This window comes from Acidovorax sp. Q11 (assembly GCF_054950075.1).
The window spans coordinates 16548-35218 of record NZ_JBUDZG010000005.1; the positions used below are offsets into that span (position 1 = coordinate 16548).

At 65.4% G+C, this 18671-nt stretch carries 18 protein-coding genes; 7 read left to right on the forward strand and 11 right to left on the reverse strand.

What is annotated here, in order from left to right; all coding sequences use genetic code 11:
* Nucleotides 1–122: 122 nt before the first annotated feature.
* From ACYZGB_RS06030 to ACYZGB_RS06045, 4 genes are all read right to left on the reverse strand, one after another.
* Nucleotides 123–1889, reverse strand: coding sequence for a methyl-accepting chemotaxis protein (locus ACYZGB_RS06030; RefSeq protein WP_462387343.1), 1767 nt, complete (start codon nt 1887–1889; stop codon nt 123–125).
* A gap of 268 nt (nt 1890–2157) precedes the next feature.
* Entirely contained in the window at nt 2158–4515 is a 2358-nt protein-coding gene (parC, locus tag ACYZGB_RS06035) for a DNA topoisomerase IV subunit A (RefSeq protein ID WP_462387344.1), read from the reverse strand.
* Nucleotides 4512–5297: a lytic transglycosylase domain-containing protein gene (locus ACYZGB_RS06040; protein ID WP_462387345.1), complete on the reverse strand. Its 786-nt coding sequence runs from the start codon at nt 5295–5297 to the stop codon at nt 4512–4514. The genes parC and ACYZGB_RS06040 overlap by 4 nt, the downstream gene beginning before the upstream one ends.
* Before the next feature lie 103 nt (nt 5298–5400).
* Nucleotides 5401–7383: a DNA topoisomerase IV subunit B gene (locus ACYZGB_RS06045; protein WP_462387346.1), complete on the reverse strand. Its 1983-nt coding sequence runs from the start codon at nt 7381–7383 to the stop codon at nt 5401–5403.
* A 129-nt stretch (nt 7384–7512) separates the two neighbouring features.
* On the opposite strand from ACYZGB_RS06045, the gene ACYZGB_RS06050 reads away from it, so the two are divergent.
* The 6 genes from ACYZGB_RS06050 (at nt 7513) to ACYZGB_RS06075 (ending at nt 12505) form a co-directional block, all read left to right on the forward strand.
* Complete coding sequence (locus tag ACYZGB_RS06050) at nt 7513–8730, forward strand: MFS transporter (RefSeq protein ID WP_462387347.1); 1218 nt, start codon at nt 7513–7515, stop codon at nt 8728–8730.
* A 14-nt stretch (nt 8731–8744) separates the two neighbouring features.
* Nucleotides 8745–8900, forward strand: a complete 156-nt coding sequence (locus tag ACYZGB_RS06055) for a hypothetical protein (protein ID WP_462387349.1) — start codon at nt 8745–8747, stop codon at nt 8898–8900.
* 82 nt (nt 8901–8982) lie between these two features.
* Entirely contained in the window at nt 8983–9537 is a 555-nt protein-coding gene (locus ACYZGB_RS06060) for a class I SAM-dependent methyltransferase (protein ID WP_462387350.1), read from the forward strand.
* Nucleotides 9538–9567: 30 nt separating this feature from the next.
* Nucleotides 9568–10467, forward strand: a complete 900-nt coding sequence (dapA, locus tag ACYZGB_RS06065; RefSeq protein WP_462387351.1) for a 4-hydroxy-tetrahydrodipicolinate synthase — start codon at nt 9568–9570, stop codon at nt 10465–10467.
* 54 nt (nt 10468–10521) lie between these two features.
* Nucleotides 10522–11616, forward strand: coding sequence for an outer membrane protein assembly factor BamC (bamC, locus tag ACYZGB_RS06070; RefSeq protein WP_462387352.1), 1095 nt, complete (start codon nt 10522–10524; stop codon nt 11614–11616).
* Nucleotides 11617–11707: 91 nt separating this feature from the next.
* Nucleotides 11708–12505, forward strand: a complete 798-nt coding sequence (locus tag ACYZGB_RS06075) for an MBL fold metallo-hydrolase (protein WP_462387353.1) — start codon at nt 11708–11710, stop codon at nt 12503–12505.
* Nucleotides 12506–12619: 114 nt separating this feature from the next.
* Here ACYZGB_RS06075 and ACYZGB_RS06080 read toward each other — a convergent pair whose 3' ends face one another.
* From ACYZGB_RS06080 to ACYZGB_RS06090, 3 genes are all read right to left on the reverse strand, one after another.
* The gene (locus ACYZGB_RS06080; protein ID WP_462387354.1) at nt 12620–12901 is read right to left on the reverse strand and encodes a hypothetical protein; all 282 of its coding nucleotides are present in this window, start codon (nt 12899–12901) and stop codon (nt 12620–12622) included.
* Nucleotides 12902–13165: 264 nt separating this feature from the next.
* Entirely contained in the window at nt 13166–13687 is a 522-nt protein-coding gene (locus ACYZGB_RS06085) for a hypothetical protein (protein ID WP_462387355.1), read from the reverse strand.
* 13 nt (nt 13688–13700) lie between these two features.
* Entirely contained in the window at nt 13701–14837 is a 1137-nt protein-coding gene (locus tag ACYZGB_RS06090; protein WP_462387357.1) for a JmjC domain-containing protein, read from the reverse strand.
* A 53-nt stretch (nt 14838–14890) separates the two neighbouring features.
* On the opposite strand from ACYZGB_RS06090, the gene ACYZGB_RS06095 reads away from it, so the two are divergent.
* The gene (locus ACYZGB_RS06095) at nt 14891–15415 is read left to right on the forward strand and encodes an FKBP-type peptidyl-prolyl cis-trans isomerase (protein WP_462387358.1); all 525 of its coding nucleotides are present in this window, start codon (nt 14891–14893) and stop codon (nt 15413–15415) included.
* A gap of 68 nt (nt 15416–15483) precedes the next feature.
* Here ACYZGB_RS06095 and ACYZGB_RS06100 read toward each other — a convergent pair whose 3' ends face one another.
* The 4 genes from ACYZGB_RS06100 to coaBC form a co-directional block, all read right to left on the reverse strand.
* Nucleotides 15484–15990, reverse strand: a complete 507-nt coding sequence (locus ACYZGB_RS06100; protein ID WP_462387359.1) for an outer membrane lipoprotein — start codon at nt 15988–15990, stop codon at nt 15484–15486.
* 207 nt (nt 15991–16197) lie between these two features.
* Nucleotides 16198–16644, reverse strand: a complete 447-nt coding sequence (gene dut, locus ACYZGB_RS06105; RefSeq protein WP_462387360.1) for a dUTP diphosphatase — start codon at nt 16642–16644, stop codon at nt 16198–16200.
* A 2-nt stretch (nt 16645–16646) separates the two neighbouring features.
* Entirely contained in the window at nt 16647–17117 is a 471-nt protein-coding gene (locus ACYZGB_RS06110; protein WP_462387361.1) for a hypothetical protein, read from the reverse strand.
* A gap of 21 nt (nt 17118–17138) precedes the next feature.
* Nucleotides 17139–18362, reverse strand: a complete 1224-nt coding sequence (gene coaBC / locus ACYZGB_RS06115; protein WP_462387362.1) for a bifunctional phosphopantothenoylcysteine decarboxylase/phosphopantothenate--cysteine ligase CoaBC — start codon at nt 18360–18362, stop codon at nt 17139–17141.
* Nucleotides 18363–18671 lie beyond the last annotated feature (309 nt).

An 18671-nucleotide genomic window follows, 5' to 3' on the forward strand; every position in this document is an offset into this window, starting at 1 on the left:
GCGTTCCCCCTGAAGGGGGACGCTCACAGCGCACGCAAGTGAAGCGCCGCATCCGCAGCTTGGCGGCCCTTGCGCGGGAGCGCTGGCCTGCGGCGTGCCAGTTTCGACGGCCGCGCTGCGGTTTAGAACGACTCCCAGTCCTCATCCGCGCCCTGGGCCAGTGCAGGCGCCGGGGCCTTGGCCTTGGCAGGCGCAGGTTTGCTGCCCGCCTGGGCAGTCTGGGCGATGCGCTGGGTGGCCGGTTTGCCCGCCACAGCGGCCTTGGCGGGCGCTGAAGGCACGCGCGGGGCCTGGGGCGCTGGCTTGTGCGCCACATGCACGGGCGGCGCCACCCCGCCATAGGCCGCCCCGTTGACCTTGAACACCGACACCACCTGCGCCAGGTATTCGGCCTGCTCGCGCAGGCTCTGGGCGGCGGCGGCGCTTTCCTCCACCAGCGCAGCGTTCTGCTGGGTCATCTGGTCGAGGTTGCCCACGGCCTGGGTGACCTGCGAAATGCCCGCGCTCTGCTCAGACGAAGCGGCCGTTATCTCGCCGATCATGTCCGTCACGCTCTGCACCGAGCGCACGATGTCGTTCATGGTCGTGCCTGCATCGGCCACCAGCCGGGTGCCGGTTTCCACCTTCTCCACCGACGCGCTGATCAGCGTCTTGATCTCCTTGGCCGCCTCGGCGCTGCGCTGCGCCAGACTGCGCACTTCGCTGGCCACCACAGCAAAACCCCGGCCCTGCTCGCCCGCACGGGCAGCCTCCACGGCCGCGTTCAGCGCGAGGATGTTGGTCTGGAAGGCAATGCCGTCAATCACGCCGATGATGTCCGAGATCTTCTTGCTGCTGTGGTTGATGTCCTCCATGGTGGAGACCACCTGCGTCACCACCGTGCCACCGCGTTCAGCCACGCCCGTGGCACTGGCGGCCAGGGTGCTGGCCTGGCGCGCGCTGCTGGCGCTTTGCGAGATGGTGCTGGTGAACTCCTCCATGGCCGCTGCTGTCTGCTGCAGGTTGCTGGAAGTTTGCTCGGTGCGCGCTGAAAGATCGTGGTTGCCCGTGGCGATCTCGGCGCTGGCAATGGCAATGCTGTCGGTGCTCTGGCGCACCTGGTGCACCATGCGCCCGAGTGAATCGCTCATCGCGTACTGCGAGCGCAACAGGTCGCCGAACTCGTCGCCGCGTGTCACGGCACCCTGCTCGCTCAGGTCACCGGCCGCAATCTTGGCAGCCAGGTCGTTGGCCTGCGCCAGCGGGCGCTGGATGCTGCCGATCAGGTAATAGGCCCCGGCGATGATGGCGGCGAGCAATGCAGCCACTGCCACAGCCGCGATCTTCTCGGTGAGCAAGCGGGACGCGGCCATCTCGGCCAGCTTCGTCTGTGCGGTGTTCTGCTGCAATTCCACAAAGTCGCGCAGGGTTTTGAGGTAGGCAGCCACGGCCGGGTTGTAGGTTTGCTTGACCAGAGTCACGGCCTCGTCGGCCTTGCCGTCGGCCTTGAGCTGGCGGGCCTTGCCGCGCAGGTCGATCATGGTCTTGCGCGCATCGGCAATTTTGGCCATCTGCGCCTTGTCGGCGTCAGACAGCGCCATTCCTTCCAGCGACTTCTGCACCTCGGTGATCTGCGCCGAGGTGGCGGCAATCACATCCTTGAACTCGGCCTCAACCGCCGGATCGCTGCTCACAATCATCGCCTGCGTGCGGGCGGCATTGGTTTCGGTCAATCCCGTCCAACGGATCGCAGCCCCAACGCGGTTCTGCATCTCGCGGGACACAGCATCGGCCTCGGCCTGCACCTTGGCCGAGCGGAAGGCAGAGAACCCCACCACCCCGGCCAGCGTTACCACAATAAAAATGACGGCGAGCCACAGTTTTTGGGCAATGCGGATGCGTTTGAACATGATGGTCCTTTAGTTGTGGGGCGGCCTTGACACCTGGATGCCTGCTTGTCTTGCTGGTGAACCTGGACACTGGCGGCCCCATCGCCCCGGATTCAGCCCGCAAGCGCGGGATACGGACGAGCGACCGCAGGCCAGCAAGGATAATCACTTGCATATGGTGCGCCCGTTCCGGCATTTCATCCAATCCGTAGCAACCCGTGGAAAACCACAGTTCATTCAAAAGAACCGCCCCGGGGCAGGTGGCTTTTTTGCCTAGCACTAGGGCGACCTACTCTACCCGCGTAACCACCTGGGGTTTGAAGCCCAGATCGGCAGCCTTGCCCTTGCGGCCGCGTGCGGCACGGGCGTTGTTCAGGCTGCGGATCTCCAATGTCTCATCACGCACCTTGCCACCCCGGCCGATGCCATCGAGGCAAATGCTGCGCGTGTAGGCTGCAGCGCCCGCCAGCTGGTCCTTGTCTTCCAGGTCGATCAGCATCAGGCCCCGGCCGCCGTTGGCCATGGTCTTGAGCTCGGTGATCTCGAAAGTGAGGATGCGCCCGCCAGTGGACGCGCAGGCCACATGCGTGGCGGGCATCACCGGCTTGCTGCCCGTGGTGCCCGCAGCGTGCGACGGCACACACACGGTTTCGCCCTCACCCAGCGTGAGGAAGGCCTTGCCGCCCTTCTGACGCGAAACCATGTTCTCGACCGCTGCCAGAAAGCCGTAGCCGCCCGAGTTGGACAACAACAGCGTGGCGTTGGCGGGCCCCGCAAAGTAGTGCAGCAGCTGCGTGCCCGCTTCCAGTTCGATGAGCGTGGTCACGGGCTGGCCGTCACCGCGCGCACCGGGCAGCAGCGACACGGCCACCGAATACACGCGGCCGTTGCTGCCAAAGGCCAGCAGGGTATCGACCGTGCGGCACTCGAACGTGCCATACAGCCCGTCGCCCGCCTTGAAGGCAAAGCTGGCGGCCTCGTGGCCGTGGCCAGTGCGCGCACGCACCCAGCCTTTTTCCGAGACGACCACCGTCACGGGCTCGTCCACCACCTTCACTTCGGCCACAGCCTTTTTCTCGGCCTGGATGAGGGTGCGGCGCGCATCGGCAAACGTCTTGGCATCCTGCTCGATCTCCTTGACCATGGTGCGGCGCAGCGAGCCAGGGTTGTTCAGGATGTCTTCGAGCTTGCCCTGGCTTTCGCGCAGTTCTTTCAGCTCCTGTTCGATCTTGATGGCTTCGAGCCGCGCGAGCTGGCGAAGGCGGATTTCGAGGATGTCCTCGGCCTGGCGGTCGCTGAGGTTGAAGCGTGCAATCAGCGCGGCCTTGGGCTCCTCCGCCTCGCGGATGATGGCAATCACCTCGTCGATATTGAGCAGAACAATCTGCCGCCCTTCGAGGATATGGATGCGCTCCAGCACCTTGTTCAGGCGGTGCTGGCTGCGGCGCGTGATCGTGGTCTGGCGGAATGCGATCCACTCTTCCAGCATCACACGCAGCGACTTCTGCACGGGCTTGCCGTCCAGGCCCACCATGGTGAGGTTGATGGGCGCCGAGGTCTCCAGGCTGGTGTGTGCCAGCAGCGCGGTGATCAGCTCCTGCTGCGGGGTTTTGCCCGTCTTGGGCTCGAACACCAGGCGCACGGGGGCATCTTTGCTGGACTCATCCCGCACGACATCCAGCACCGCCAGCATGCTGGCCTTGAGCTGCGTCTGGTCTTGCGAGAGCGCCTTCTTGCCCGCCTTGACCTTGGGGTTGGTGATTTCCTCGATCTCTTCCAGCACCTTTTGCGTGCTCACGCCCGGTGGCAGCTCGTTCACCACCAGTTGCCACTGGCCACGCGCCAGTTCCTCGATCTTCCAGCGCGCGCGCACCTTGAGGCTGCCCCGGCCGGTGCGGTAGGCATCGGCAATGTCGCCGGGGCTGCTGATGATCTGGCCACCGCCGGGGTAGTCCGGTCCGGGCACGATGGCCAGCAGCTCGTCCTGGCTGAGCGACGGCGTCTTGATGAGTGCAATGCAGGCGTCGGCGATCTCGCGCAGGTTGTGGCTGGGGATCTCGGTGGCCAGGCCCACAGCGATGCCGCTGGCGCCGTTGAGCAGCGCAAACGGCAGGCGCGCGGGCAGCTGGCGCGGCTCCTCGGTGCTGCCGTCGTAGTTGGGCATGAAATCGACAGTGCCTTCGTCGATTTCATCCAGCAGCAGGCTCGTGATGCGCGATAAGCGCGCCTCGGTGTAGCGCATGGCGGCTGCGCCGTCGCCGTCGCGGCTGCCGAAGTTGCCCTGGCCGTCGATCAGCGGGTAGCGCTGGGCAAAGTCCTGCGCCATGCGCACCAGCGCGTCGTAGGCCGACTGGTCACCGTGCGGGTGGAAGCGGCCCAGCACATCGCCCACCACGCGGGCGCTCTTGACCGGCTTGGCCGCCGCGCTGCGCGTAGGGCCGCTGTAGCCCAGGCCCATGCGGTCCATCGAATACAGAATGCGCCGCTGCACGGGCTTGAGGCCGTCGCACACATCGGGCAGCGCACGGCCCTTGACGACCGACAGCGCGTATTCGAGGTAGGCGCGCTGGGCATAGCCCGCCAGGCCCAGGGAGTCGCCCCCGTCGTCGCCTGCGGTGGTGAAATCAAGAGTGGGTTGGTCGCTCATTCGTTGGGTACAGTTTCTGGGTTCACGTTCTGGGGGGCGCTGCGGGTCTGCGCCACGCTGGTGGGTGGCAGGTTGCCCCGGTTCTGCGCGCCGCCCGAAAGCTCCATGCGCACGCGGCCCGGCACGGCGCGTTGCGCCAGCACCGGGGCTGGCGGCTTGAGCTGGGCATACAGGCCCAGCACGGTGCGCACATAGTTCTGGGTTTCCTTGAAGGCCGGGATCTGGTTGCCCGCCTTTTGCACGGCGCCCTCGCCCGCGTTGTAGGCGGCCACGGCCAGGTCCATGCGGCCAGGAAACAGGTCGAGCAGGTGGCGCAGGTAGCGGGTGCCCGTGGGCACGTTCACGGCCGGGTCGGCCAGTTTTTGCTCCACCGTGCGTTTCTTGTCTGCACTCACGCCAAAACGGCTGGCCGTGGCGGGCATCACCTGCATCAGGCCCACGGCGCCTTTGGGCGACACGGCGGTGGCGTCAAAGCCGGATTCGGCGGCGATCACCGCCTGGAGCAATTCATAGTCCACGCCATGTTGGCTGGATGCCGCACGCAGGTGGTGCTTGACGCGCTTGTAGTCGGGCGCGATGTCAAAAAACGCCAGCAGGCGCGCGCCCGCTGCGGGCAGCGCATAGGGCATGGGCGACGCATTGGCCGGTGCATCGCGGGTGGAGTCGAAGTCGTTGCCGCGAAAAAACAGCTGGTAGCGCGCATCGACCTGCTCGGCGGCAAAGTGCGTCACGCCGCGCTCATCCACATGCGCCCACAGGTCCGCATGGGCGAATTGCCGCATAAAACATAGCAACAAACCCAATACAGATGCGCGGAAAGCACTGTTTTTATTCATATTTTGGCCATTGAGACCCAGCGGGGGGCGCCGGTTCGTTCACACCTTCCTAGATGTCGATCTCGACCGCATCGCCATGCAGCTCCATCAGCTCGCGGCGCGCGGCGGCTTCGCCCTTGCCCATGAGCTTGGTGATGAGGCCTTCGGTGGCGGCAAAGTCCATGTCGCCCAGCTGCACGGGCAGCAGGCGGCGGGTGTCGGGGTTGAGCGTGGTTTCCCACAGCTGCTCGGCGTTCATCTCGCCCAGGCCCTTGAAGCGGCTGATCTGGCACTTCTCTTTCGGCACGCCGTCCTTGGCGCACTTGTCGAGGATGGCCGTCAGCTCGCCATCGTCCAGCGCATACATCTTGGCGGCGGGCTTTTTGCCGCGCGCGGGTACATCCACGCGGAACAGCGGCGGGCGCGCCACGTAGATGTGACCGGTTTCGATGAGCTTGGGAAAGTGGCGGAAGAACAGCGTGAGCAGCAGCACCTGGATGTGCGAGCCGTCCACGTCGGCATCTGACAGGATGCAAACCTTGCCGTAGCGCAGGCCGCTCAGGTCCGGCGTGTCGTTGGGGCCATGCGGGTCCACGCCGATGGCCACCGAAATGTCGTGGATTTCGTTGTTGGCAAACAGGCGGTCGCGCTCGACCTCCCAGGTGTTGAGCACCTTGCCGCGCAGCGGCAAGATGGCCTGGTTTTCCTTGTCGCGGCCCATCTTGGCGCTGCCACCGGCCGAGTCGCCCTCGACCAGAAAGACTTCGTTGTGGGCGATATCCTTGCTTTCGCAATCGGTGAGCTTGCCGGGCAACACGGCCACGCCGGAGCCCTTGCGTTTTTCCACCTTCTGCCCGGCCTTCTGGCGGGTTTGGGCAGCCTTGATGGCCAGCTCGGCAAGCTTCTTGCCGTATTCAACGTGCTGGTTGAGCCACAGCTCCAGCGCGGGGCGCACGAAGCCGCTGACCAGCCGCACCGCATCGCGCGAGTTCAGGCGCTCCTTGATCTGGCCCTGGAACTGCGGGTCCAGCACCTTGGCTGAGAGCACATAGCTGGCGCGCGCAAACACGTCCTCGGGCAGCAGCTTCACACCCTTGGGCAACAGGCTGTGCAGTTCGATAAAGCTCTTGACCGCATTGAACAGGCCGTCGCGCAGGCCGCTTTCGTGCGTGCCGCCCGCGCTGGTGGGAATCAAATTGACGTAGCTCTCGCGCACGGGCTGGCCGTCTTCGGTGAAGGCCACACACCACGATGCACCCTCGCCCTCCGCAAAACTCTCGTTGTTGCGGTCGGCAAAACCCTCGCCTTCAAACAGCGGGATCACCGGGTCGCCGTTGAGCGTCTGCATCAGGTAGTCGCGCAGGCCGCCTTTGTATTGCCAGGTTTGCGTGTCGCGCGTCTTCTCGTTGACGAGCTGCACCGTCACGCCGGGCATCAGCACGGCCTTGCTGCGCAACAGGTGGGTGAGCTCGCCCATGGGCAACGCGCTCGACTCGAAATACTTGGCATCAGGCCATACGCGCACCGACGTGCCCTGCTTGCGCTCGCCCGCCTCCAGCGGCCGGGCCACCAGGGGCTCGATCACATCACCGGCCGAGAACACCAGGCGCGCCACCTTGCCTTCGCGGTAGCTCGTCGCTTCCAACCGCGTCGCCAGGGCGTTGGTCACACTCACGCCCACGCCGTGCAGGCCGCCCGAGAAGCTGTAGGCGCCGCCCTTGCCCTTGTCGAACTTGCCGCCCGCGTGCAGGCGGGTGAACACCAGCTCGATCACCGGGGCGTTTTCCTCGGGGTGCATGCCATAGGGGATGCCCCGGCCATCGTCTTCGACACTGACCGAGCCATCGGCATGCAGCGTGACGCGGATCTTCTTGCCGTGGCCGGCCAGCGCCTCGTCGGCGGCGTTGTCCAGCACTTCCTGGATGATGTGCAGGGGGTTGTCGGTGCGGGTGTACATGCCCGGGCGTTGCTTGACGGGCTCGAGGCCCTTGAGCACGCGGATCGAGCCTTCGGAATATTCGCTGGCGGATGCAGAAGACGGTTTGGCAGACATAGCGGCGGATTGTAGTGCGGCAGGCGCGGCGTAGCTGGATAAAAAACCAGTCATTACCCACCCTGCAGGGCACTGTATTGGTCACGGGTGTATCAGCGCGTTTCACGCAATCTGGCTACATTCCTTCGTATGCATATGAATCCTCCCAAACTGTCCATGTTCCAGGTGCTGGCCTGCGGTGCAGCCATCGTGACCCTGTCCATGGGCATTCGCCACGGTTTTGGCCTGTGGCTGCTGCCCATCACGCAAGAGATGGGCTGGACGCGCCAGTCGTTTGCGCTGGCCATCGCCATCCAGAACCTGTCCTGGGGCCTGATCGGCATTTTTGCGGGCATGGTGGCCGACCGGTTTGGCGCGTTCCGCGTGCTCATGGGCGGCGCGGTGCTGTACGGCCTGGGCCTGGCGGGCATGGCGCTGTCACCTACGCCCACGCTGTTTGCGCTGACGGCGGGCGTGCTGATTGGTGCCGCGCAGGCGGGTACCACCTACGCCGTGATCTATGGCGTGCTGGGGCGGCAGATTGCGCCCGAAAAGCGCTCCTGGGCCATGGGTGTGGCGGCGGCGGCGGGCTCGTTCGGGCAGTTCCTGATGGTGCCGGTCGAAGGCTGGCTCATTGCGGGCCTGGGCTGGCAGCAGGCGCTGCTGGTGCTGTCGATGGCCGTGTTGCTCATCGTGCCCCTGGCCTTTGGCCTGCGCGAGCCGGGCTTCAAGGGAGCGGCCCCCGTGAAACGCGAGCAGACCATCGTGCAGGCGCTGGGCGAGGCCTTCCGCTACCCCAGCTTCAACCTGTTGATGGCGGGTTACTTTGTGTGCGGCTTCCAGGTGGTGTTCATCGGCGTGCACATGCCCAGCTACCTGAAAGACCATGGGCTGTCGCCCCAGGTGGCCAGCTATGCGCTGGCGCTGATCGGGCTGTTCAACGTGTTTGGCACCTACATCGCCGGCACCTTGGGCCAGCGCATGCCCAAACGCTTCATCCTGGCCTTCATCTACTTTGCGCGCGCAGCGGCCATCACCGTGTTCCTGATCGTGCCGCTGTCGCCGCTGTCGGTGTATGTGTTCTCGGCCGTGATGGGCACGCTGTGGCTGTCCACCATCCCACCCACCAACGCGACCATTGCGCAGATTTTTGGCGTGCAGCACCTGTCGATGCTGGGCGGCTTTGTGTTCTTCAGCCACCAGATCGGCAGCTTCCTGGGCGTGTGGCTGGGCGGTTATCTGTATGACGCCACGGGCAACTACGATATCGTCTGGTACATCGCCATCGGCCTGGGCGTGTTTGCCGGGCTGGTGAACCTGCCCGTCAAGGAAAGCCCCATCCAGCGCTCTACCCCGCAGCCTGCCTGACCCTCCCGCCCGCCATGCACACCCCGCCACCGCCCCCAAAACCCAGGCCGCGCGCCCTGCGCTGGCTGAGCGCGGCCGTGGCGGTGCTGCTGTGTCTGGCGGTGTTTGGCCTGTACACCGCGCCCGAGTTCATGGTGATGCTCGCCGACCAGATGTGGGCGTGTTTCTGACGGCTACGGCTGGCAGATTCAAGGTTTTTTGGGCTTCTGCGCGCTCTGAGCAAGCCTTTATAGCTATATATTCAATAGCATCATGCATGGCACTGAAGCCCCCTCCGCATGGGTCCGCCGCTGGGCCCACTTGATTCCCTCCGGCAGCGCGGTGCTGGATGTGGCCTGTGGCGCGGGCCGCCACCTGCGCTGGCTGCGCAGCCAGGGGCACCCGGTGGTGGGCGTGGACCGGTCCGCCGAGGCCCTGGCCGCCTGCGACGGGCTGGGTGAATTGCTGCTGGCTGACATTGAGAGCGGCCCCTGGCCCCTGGCGGGACGCCAGTTTGGCGCCGTGGTGGTCACCAACTACCTGTGGCGGCCGCTGCTGCCCACTATCTTGGACACCGTCGCCCCCGGTGGCGTGCTGATCTACGAGACCTTTGCCCAGGGGAACGAAACCGTGGGGCGCCCCGCGCGGCCCGAGTTCCTGCTCATGCCTGGCGAGCTGCTGGGCGCCTGCCAGAGGCTGCGTGTGGTGGCCTACGAAGACGGGTTCCTGGACGAACCCGCACGTTTTGTGCAACGCGTCACGGCCGTGCGGGAACTCCCGCAGCCTGGCGAGCCTTCCCGGCATCTTTTGTCCATCGCGGCTAGTTAGAATGCCCTTTTACCGTTTTTCACTGCGGACATGACCTCTTCCTCCGTGCCTCTTACCGGCAGCATCGTCGCCCTCGTCACCCCCATGCACGCGGACGGCAGCGTGGACTACCCCGCCCTGCGCAAACTGATCGACTGGCATATCGCCGAAGGCACCGACTGCATCGGCGTGGTGGGCACCACGGGCGAATCGCCCACGGTCAATGTCGAAGAGCACTGCGAGATCATCCGCGTCGCGGTCGAACAATCCGCCAAGCGTGTGCCCATCATGGCCGGCTGCGGCGCCAACTCCACCGCCGAAGCCATCGAGCTGGCCAAGTTCGCCAAGAAGGTCGGCGCCGACAGCCAGCTGCAGGTCGTGCCTTACTACAACAAGCCCACACAAGAGGGCCAGTACCAGCACTTCAAGGCGATTGCCGAAGCCACGGGCGACCTGCCCATCGTGCTGTACAACGTGCCCGGCCGCTCGGTGGCCGATATGCAGCACGACACCGTGCTGCGCCTGGCCCAGGTGCCCGGCATCATCGGTATCAAGGAAGCCACCGGCAACATCGAACGTGCCCAGTGGCTCATCCGTGATGTGCCCCAGGGTTTCGGCGTGTACTCGGGCGACGACCCGACCGCCGTGGCCCTGATGCTGTGCGGCGGCCACGGCAACATCAGCGTGACGGCCAACGTGGCCCCGCGCCTGATGCACGAGCTGTGTGTGGCGGCCCTGGCGGGCGATGCACGCCGCGCCATGGAAATCCAGTTCAAGCTGATGCCCGTGCACAAGAACCTGTTCGTCGAAGCCAACCCCATCCCGGTCAAGTGGGCCATGGCCCGCATGGGCCTGTGTGGTGGCACCATGCGCCTGCCCATGACGCCGCTGGCCAGTGGCAACGAAGCCGTTGTCGAGGCTGCACTGCGCAGCAGCGGCCTGCTGGCCTGATCCAACCCGGGCCACGCCCGGCTCCCTGAGACACTTCTTCCCGAGGATTTCCGCGTGAAAGCTGCTACCACCCGCCTGAGCCTGCTGGCCCTCGCCATGGCCCTGTCCGCCTGCGCCGCCCTCGAAGGCGACAAGATCGACTACAAGAGCGCCGCCAGGGGCTCGACCCTGGAAGTCCCGCCAGACCTGACGCAGTTGTCGCGCGATTCGCGCTATGCCGTGCCAGGTGGCCCGGTATCGGCCGCCGCCATGCAGGCGGGCCAGGCCGCGCAGCCCTCCGGCACGGCCAACGCAGCCGCCCTGCAGTTGGGCGACGTGCGCATCGAACGCGACGGCAACCAGCGCTGGCTGGTGGTCAACCGCCCCGCCGACAAGCTCTGGGAGCCCGTGCGCGACTTCTGGCAGGAAAACGGCTTCAACCTGACCCAGGCCGAGTCCAACGTCGGCATCATGGAAACCGACTGGGCCGAAAACCGCGCCAAGCTGCCTCAGGACTTCATCCGCTCCACACTGGGCAAGATGCTGGACTCGCTGTACTCCACCGGCGAACGCGACAAGTTCCGCACCCGCCTGGAGCGCAATGCCAGTGGCAACACCGAGATCTACATCACCCACCGCGGCATGATCGAGGTCTATGGCACCACCACCAAGGACAACACGGTGTGGCAGCCCCGCCCCTCTGACCCGGAGCTGGAAACCGAATTCCTGCGCCGCTTGATGGTCAAGCTGGGCGTGAGCCAGGAGCAGTCCCGCGCCATTGCGGCCGCCCCGGCGCCACGCACACAGGCAGCGCGCATGGCCACCGTCAACAACCAGCCTGTGGTGCAGCTGGACGAAGGTTTTGACCGTGCATGGCGCCGCGTGGGCCTGGCGCTGGACCGCACCGGCTTCACGGTGGAAGACCGCAACCGCAACGAAGGCACGTACTTCGTGCGTTATGTGGCCCCCAACGCCGACAAGAAGGAGCCCGGCTTCTTCGGCAAGCTGTTCAGCGGCTCCTCGGCCGCCACACCGCCGCTCAAGTACCGCATCGTGGTGCGCAGCCAGGGCGAGTCCACCACGGTGTCTGTGCTCAACGAGGCAGGCGCCCCCGACACCTCGGCCAATGCCGAGCGCATCGTGCGCGTGATCACCGACGACCTGAAGTAACCGCAAAGGCACACCGCTCTTCCCCACCACACCCTGCCCCGGGCTCTAGGCCCTCGGCAGGGTGTGGTGTTTTAAGCGTCCCCCATCCACCATGCTGCGCTTCAAGAATCTGGGCAGCGGCAGCTCAGGCAACGCCACCGTGGTTGAAGGCCGCAGCGGCACGCAGGTGCACCGCCTGCTGATCGACTGCGGGTTTGGCATCCGCCAGCTGCAGGCCCGGCTGGCCCAGGCCCAGCTGCAGCCCGAAGACCTCGACGCCGTTTTCATCACCCACGAGCACTCCGACCACATCGGCTGCGCCCAGGCCCTGGCCGTGCGTTACCGCATTCCGGTGTGGATGAGCGAAGGCACCCACGCGGCCCTGGGCTTCCCGGACTTCGATGGCTTGCAGCATGTGGCGCGTGACATGCAAGCCATCGACCTGGGCAGCTTCCAGGCCCTGCCCTTCACGGTGCCCCACGACGCCCGGGAGCCGCTGCAGCTGCGCTGCTCCGACGGCAATGCCCACCTGGCCGTGCTGACCGACCTGGGGCACGCCAGTGCCCATGTGCTGGAGCAGCTCCAAGGCTGCCACGCCCTCCTGATCGAGGCCAACCACGACCCCGGCATGCTGCAGGCCTCGCGCTATCCACCCTTTCTGAAGCGCCGGGTGGGCGGCCCCCATGGCCACCTGGCCAACGCCGCCACGGCCGAGATCCTGCGCGTGGTGCAGCACGCGGGCTTGGGGCAGGTGGTGGCCGCCCACCTGAGTGCACAGAACAATGTGCCTCGCCTCGCGCAAGAGGCCCTTGCCGCCGCGCTGGGCTGGACGGCCGAGGACATCATCGTGGCCAGCCCCACCCAGGGTACCGACTGGCTGCGCGTCGGCGACAGCGCTCCAAGCCGCTGAACGGGCCTGGCCTGTCCAGGTGCAGGCACGAAAAGACAAAAAAAGGCCCCGAACCTTGCGGTGCGGGGCCGTGGCACAGGCCGACCACGGGGTCAGCCCGGAGCCTGCAGCGATTTACTTGGCTGCGGAAGCGCCGGTAGCGGCGGTGGCAGCAGCGTCAGCAGCGGCCTTGGCAGCGTCGGCAGCAGGAGCAGCGGCGGCGTCAGCAGCAGGAGCGGCGGCAGGGGCTGCAGCAGCATCGGAAGCAGCAGGAGCGGCTGGTTCTGCGGCAGGAGCGGGCGCAGCGGCAGGAGCTTCCACGGGTGCGGGAGCTGCTGGAGCGGGCTCTTCCTTCTTGCCACAAGCGGCGAGTGCAGCAGCAGCGATCAGGGCGGCCAGAACGAGAGAGTTCTTCATTTCGATTTTCCTAGTTGGACAGACAGAATCTTGAAAAGCCACGGCGTCAGGCCCTCGGAAGCCCTGGTACGCATTGGCACAAAGCGTTGATTTGCACCTTTTTGGCGCAACCATTGATTATATTGATTTTTAGTCAATACTGACTAACACTGACGAAAGCTTTACACCCGCTTGACTTCGCGCATGGAACGCGAAGCCGTGGCGACCTTGCCACAAAGCAGCCCACCCCGCCCAACCTTCCTGGGCTGCTTGCAACGCAGAGGTTTACAGGCCCAGCGTGGTCGAGGGAAACCCGGGCGTGCTCTTGCTGCGCACCCATTCGTTGAGCGACTCCCGCAACATCACCCGGCGGTCGGGCTCGTTGCCCGCCACCCCCACGCAGCGTTCCGGATCCAGCCGGTGCATGACCCACTGCGGTGACCACAGGGCGCTGGGCAAGTCCAGGGGGTCGGCCGCCGGGCTGCGGCGGCAGGTGATGATGTGGTCCCAGGTGCCGCGCCAGCGCACAAACCGGGCGTGGCGCCGGATCACGTCGTCGTAGCTGCAGGCCAGCATGGTGAAACGCCGACCGCTGCAGGCCCAGGCCTGCAGGGATTCGACCACGCTGCGCTCGCCCAGCGGCCAGTCGTGAAAATGGGCATCGCTGATCACAATCTCCTGCCAGCCATCCCGCGCCGCCGTGGCGAATGCGTCACGCACCATCTGCTGGAAGGTTTCCCGGCCACTGAACCGCCCGGTGGGCAGGTCGTGCAGAGGCTCGGGCGAAGGGGCTGCCACATCGGTCATGAAGGCCTCCTGGTCAGTGGCTGCCCGTCCAGACATGGGCCCAGCCCGCATCGCACCATGTGGACAACAGCTCCAGCGCATCGTCGCTGGCGCGGGCCAACTCGCGCGCCGTCAGCTGGCGTTCGTCGGCCAGGCGCCGCATCAGCGTGGCATCGCGCCCGGCGGCGCGGTAGCTCTCTCCATTGATGAAGATGTGCTGCGCGTCGTACATCATGCGGCTCTTGCGGTCCAGGCGCACCCCCTCCAGCATCACCCTCGCATCCCCGGGCTCGAACCACACGCTGGGCTTGGGTTCGGTGAGGTATTCGCCGAGCGCGCGCTCCAGCACCAGAGGTTGTGCCAACGCACGAGAAAGCGCTTCACGCGCAAACTCATGCAGCCCGGCCGGAATGTGCGCGGGCTGCGCGACCGCCTCCTGGCCTGCGTCACGGTAGAGCAGAGGCTTGCCCTCATCGGCATCCCCGGCATCTTCCGCCAGGCGCACCAGCAGCTCCTGGGCCAGCTCTGCACGCGCCGGGGCGCGGAAACCGATGGAGTAGGTCATGCACCCGCCCTCGGCAATGCCGTCATGGGCGTAGCGGGGCGGCAGGTACAGCATGTCGCCAGGCTCCAGCACAAACTCTTCTTCCGGTTCGAACTGTGCCAACACCTTCAAGGGAATATCGTCGCGCAGCGTCAGGTCCTTCTGGCGGCCAATGCGCCAGCGCCGCTTGCCATGGGCCTGCAGCAAAAAGACGTCGTAGCTGTCGAAGTGCGGCCCCACGCCACCACCATTGCTGGCGTAGCTGATCATGAGGTCGTCCAGCCGCGCCTCGGGCACAAAACGGAACTGCTGCATCAGCGCATGGACCGCATCGTTGTGCAGATCCACCCCTTGCACGAGCAAGGTCCAGTCAGGTTGCTGCAACGCAGGCAGCGCACGACGGCTGAAGGGGCCGTGGCGCAGCTTCCAGGCGCCCTTGACCAATTGCACCAGGCGCGACTCCACCCCCTCCTGGGCAGCCAGTGCAAACAGCTCGGAGCGCAACACGGGCGGTGCGAACTGTGGAATGGCCTGGCGCACCAGCAGCGGCTTTTTTTGCCAGTGGCGGCGCATGAATTGCGCGGGGGTGAGGCCACCGAGCAGAGAAAGGGGTTGCTGGATATCCATGGGAAAACAGGGCCCCTGGGCGGGGCGGTTGGTCAAACTGCGACAATTCTCCTATGGAAATTACCCAACAATGTGTGGTCGCACTGACCTGGACGCTCAAGGACACGCTGGGCGAAGAATTGGACGTGCTCGATGAGCCCGTGGAGTTTCTGGTCGGCGGCGACGATCTTCTGCCCCGCATCGAAGAGGCCCTGCAAGGCCACGGCCCTGGTGCCAGCCTGGCGCTGCACCTCGAACCCGAGGATGCTTTTGGTGACTTCAACGACCAGCTGCTGTTCCTGGAACCCCGTGCGCTGTTCCCCGCAGAAATCGAGGAAGGCATGACGTTTGACGGGATGGCCCTGCCGGAGGGCTGCAACCCGGATGCCCCCCGCACCGCGCTCTACACCGTGGCCGAGATCTACCCCGAACATGTGGTGCTGGACGGCAACCACCCGCTGGCGGGCATTGCGCTGCGCCTGCAATTGACAGTGCAGGCAGTGCGTGAAGCCACCGAGGAAGAAGTCGGTCGCGGCACCGCAGGCACGGGCTTCTTCCGAATTCAACCCCAGGCCCCCGGCAACTCGTTGCTGCACTGAGCCCCTCCAACGCACAACGGGCGCCCCGAAAAAACCCGGGGCGCCCGTTTTTTGGTCAGTCAGCGAATTCACATACGAGAGATCTGGCCGTTGTACAGACGCACGCGGTCGCCAATACGCAGATCACCCGGGCTGCTCACGTCATACACGCGGTAACCGCCCTGGTCCAGTTGCACGGACAGCCGATATCCCTGCACGTACTCCTGGTTGTTGCGCCCCTCGATGGCATTGCCCGCCACAGCGCCCCCGAGCACGCCCACCGCCGTGGCTGCCGCACGGCCCGAGCCCTTGCCCACCTGGTTGCCCAGGACGCCGCCCACCACGGCACCGAGCACGGCGCCTGCGCCGGAGGTTTGCCCCTGAGAACGCCCCTGCATCACCTCAATGTTCGACACGCGGCCATACTCGGTACCCGCCGGGTTGTTGGGGTAGGCGGGTGCGGTCTGGTAGCCGCTGGAATAGCCCCCCGAATACTGGGGAGCGGGCGCCGGGCGGTTGTGGCCACAGGCGGCCAAAGAGCCTGCCAGGACAACCACACCAGCGATGGCGAGAGGGCGGCGGGTGAATTGCAGCATTTCAATCTCCTGAAGTCATGAGGACCAGTCCGAGGCGAAGGGCCAACGCAAGGCACACAGCAGGCGCCCCAGACACATGGTTGATTGGAACAACGCGGCAGGGTTCTGCCGCGTAGACACATGACCCCACGCCGTGTCGGTAACAGAGACGCATAAAAGTAAGCGCCGTCTTACAAATGCCGCGCCAACCCGGTGGCGCCATGGACTTCAGGCCTTGCCCGTCGAACCGTAGCCGCCCTCACCCCGCTCGGTAGCTTCAAACTCGGTGACAACGTTGAACTGCGCCTGCACCACCGGCACGATGACCAATTGGGCCAGGCGCTCCATGGGCTCCAGCGTGAAGGCCACATTGCTGCGGTTCCAGGCGCTCACCATGAGCTGGCCCTGGTAGTCGCTATCGATCAGGCCCACGAGGTTGCCCAGCACGATGCCGTGTTTGTGACCCAGGCCGGAGCGCGGCAGGATCAGGGCCGCATACCCCGGGTCCTTGATGTAGACGGAAATGCCGGTGGGCACCAGTTGCCATGCGTTGGGCTGCAAGGTGAGCGACGCATCGAGGCAGGCCCGCAGGTCCAGGCCAGCGCTGCCGGGTGTGGCATAGGTGGGCAATTGGTCCGCCATGCGCGGATCCAGAATCTTCACGTCAATCTTCACGGTTATTTCTTCTTTCCAGTTGTGCGCTGCTGGGCCACTTGCCGCAGCCGCTCCTGCAAGGGCTCCACGCCTGACGCGGCCCCGAAGGCTGCGGATGATAGGGCCTTGGGAGCCACGTCGATCAAACGCCCCAACCCCCACCAGATGGCCGCCATGACCGCCAGCCCCGGCAAAGACCCTTGGCTGAACATGAACAGCGCCACCCCGTGCAAGACAATCAACACCAGCAGCACGGCGCGCACCGCACGCACAACGCCCAGCAAAGGCTTCAGAACCAGAGCGAGATCCGGCGGACCGGACTGGGGCGCCGGGCGCACCCCACCCGCCCCAGCGGGCTTCTGGACGGCGGTGGAGCCAGGGGCTGGAGCTTGTACACCTCTGGCAGGTGCAGGCGCGGTCAGCCGTTCCACGTAGCGTGCAAAGTCGCCATCGGGCGGCGTATCCCATTCAGGCTTGGTGGCACCAGTCTTCATACGGCCTCCCGGCAAAGACCTCTAGGAACCCACAGGCGACAACCGCGCCGCAATCTCCCCGATCAGCTGCTGGGCCAGCACCCGTTTGGAAGCCCGGGGCAGCTCGCGGTGCCCTTGGGCGTCCACCAACAGCAGGGCATTGTCATCCTGCCCAAAGGTGGCAGGGCCAATGTTGCCCACCAGCAGCGGCACCCCTTTGCGCGCACGCTTGGCCGTGGCGTGGGCCAGCAGATCATGGCTTTCAGCAGCAAAACCGACACAAAAAAGATCACCCTCCAGGGCATGCGATGACTTCGCTACCGTGGCCAGGATGTCGGGGTTCTCCACAAAACCCAGGGTCGGGGTCTGGCCCGAGCCGTCTTTCTTGATTTTCTGGGAGGACTGGCTGGCGGGCCGCCAGTCCGCCACGGCAGCGGTGGCAACGAACACCGACGCCGCCTGCACATGGCGCTGTACAGCCGCCAGCATCTCCTGGGCCGACTGCACATTCACACGCTGCACCCCACGTGGCGTGGGCACATGCACAGGCCCGGCCACCAAAGTGACTTCGGCACCGGCCTCGCGGGCCGCACGGGCAACGGCAAAACCCATCTTTCCGCTCGAAAGGTTGGTGATGCCACGCACGGGATCGATCGCCTCAAAAGTGGGCCCCGCCGTCACCAGCACCCTGCGCCCTGCCAGGACCTTGGGCGCGAAGAAGGCAATCAACTCTTCCAGCAGCTCCACAGGCTCCAGCATGCGGCCATCGCCAGTCTCGCCACAAGCCTGGTCTCCATTGCCCACACCCAGCACCACCGCGCCATCCTGCGTCACCTGGGCCAGGTTGCGCTGCGTGGCCGGATGGGCCCACATCTCACGGTTCATGGCCGGAGCCAGCAGCAACGGCACCCGCTGCGCAGGGCGGGCCAGGCACAGCAAGCTGAGCAGCTCATCCGCCCTACCCTGCACCAGCCGCGCGATGAAATCAGCGCTGCACGGCGCTATCAGGATCGCGTCGGCCTCACGGCTCAGGTTGATGTGGGGCATGTTGTTGGGCTCGCGCGCATCCCACTGCGAGCCATACACGGGGCGACCGGACAGGGCCTGCATGGTGACCGGCGTGATGAATTGCTCGGCCGCTTCGGTCATGACGACCTGCACGGTGGCCCCCTCCTTGATGAGCTGGCGGCACAGATCAGCCGCCTTGTAGCAAGCCACGCCCCCACTCAGACCCAGAACAATGTGTTTGCCAGCAAGCTCATTCATGAGGCGAATTTAGCAGACGGGGGTGACCCTGCCCCCGGGGGTGTCGCCGGGGTGCCATCTATAATCCCAATTTCCGTGCGACACGTAACGTGTTGCTCTGAGTGAGGTAGCTTGCCTCTAAAAACAAAAAGCAATTAAATCGCCTGTCCTCGGACAGGCTCCAGAGAGCTGGTCGGTAACACGGCCATCTCACAAAGTTCTTCCTTGTGAAGGGCTTTTAATGACGATGCTCGGGCAACCGGTCATCTGAAACGTCGCCCCTCTGGGGTGACTGAAATTGAACGGTAGCAATACCGTTTGTGGCGCTCG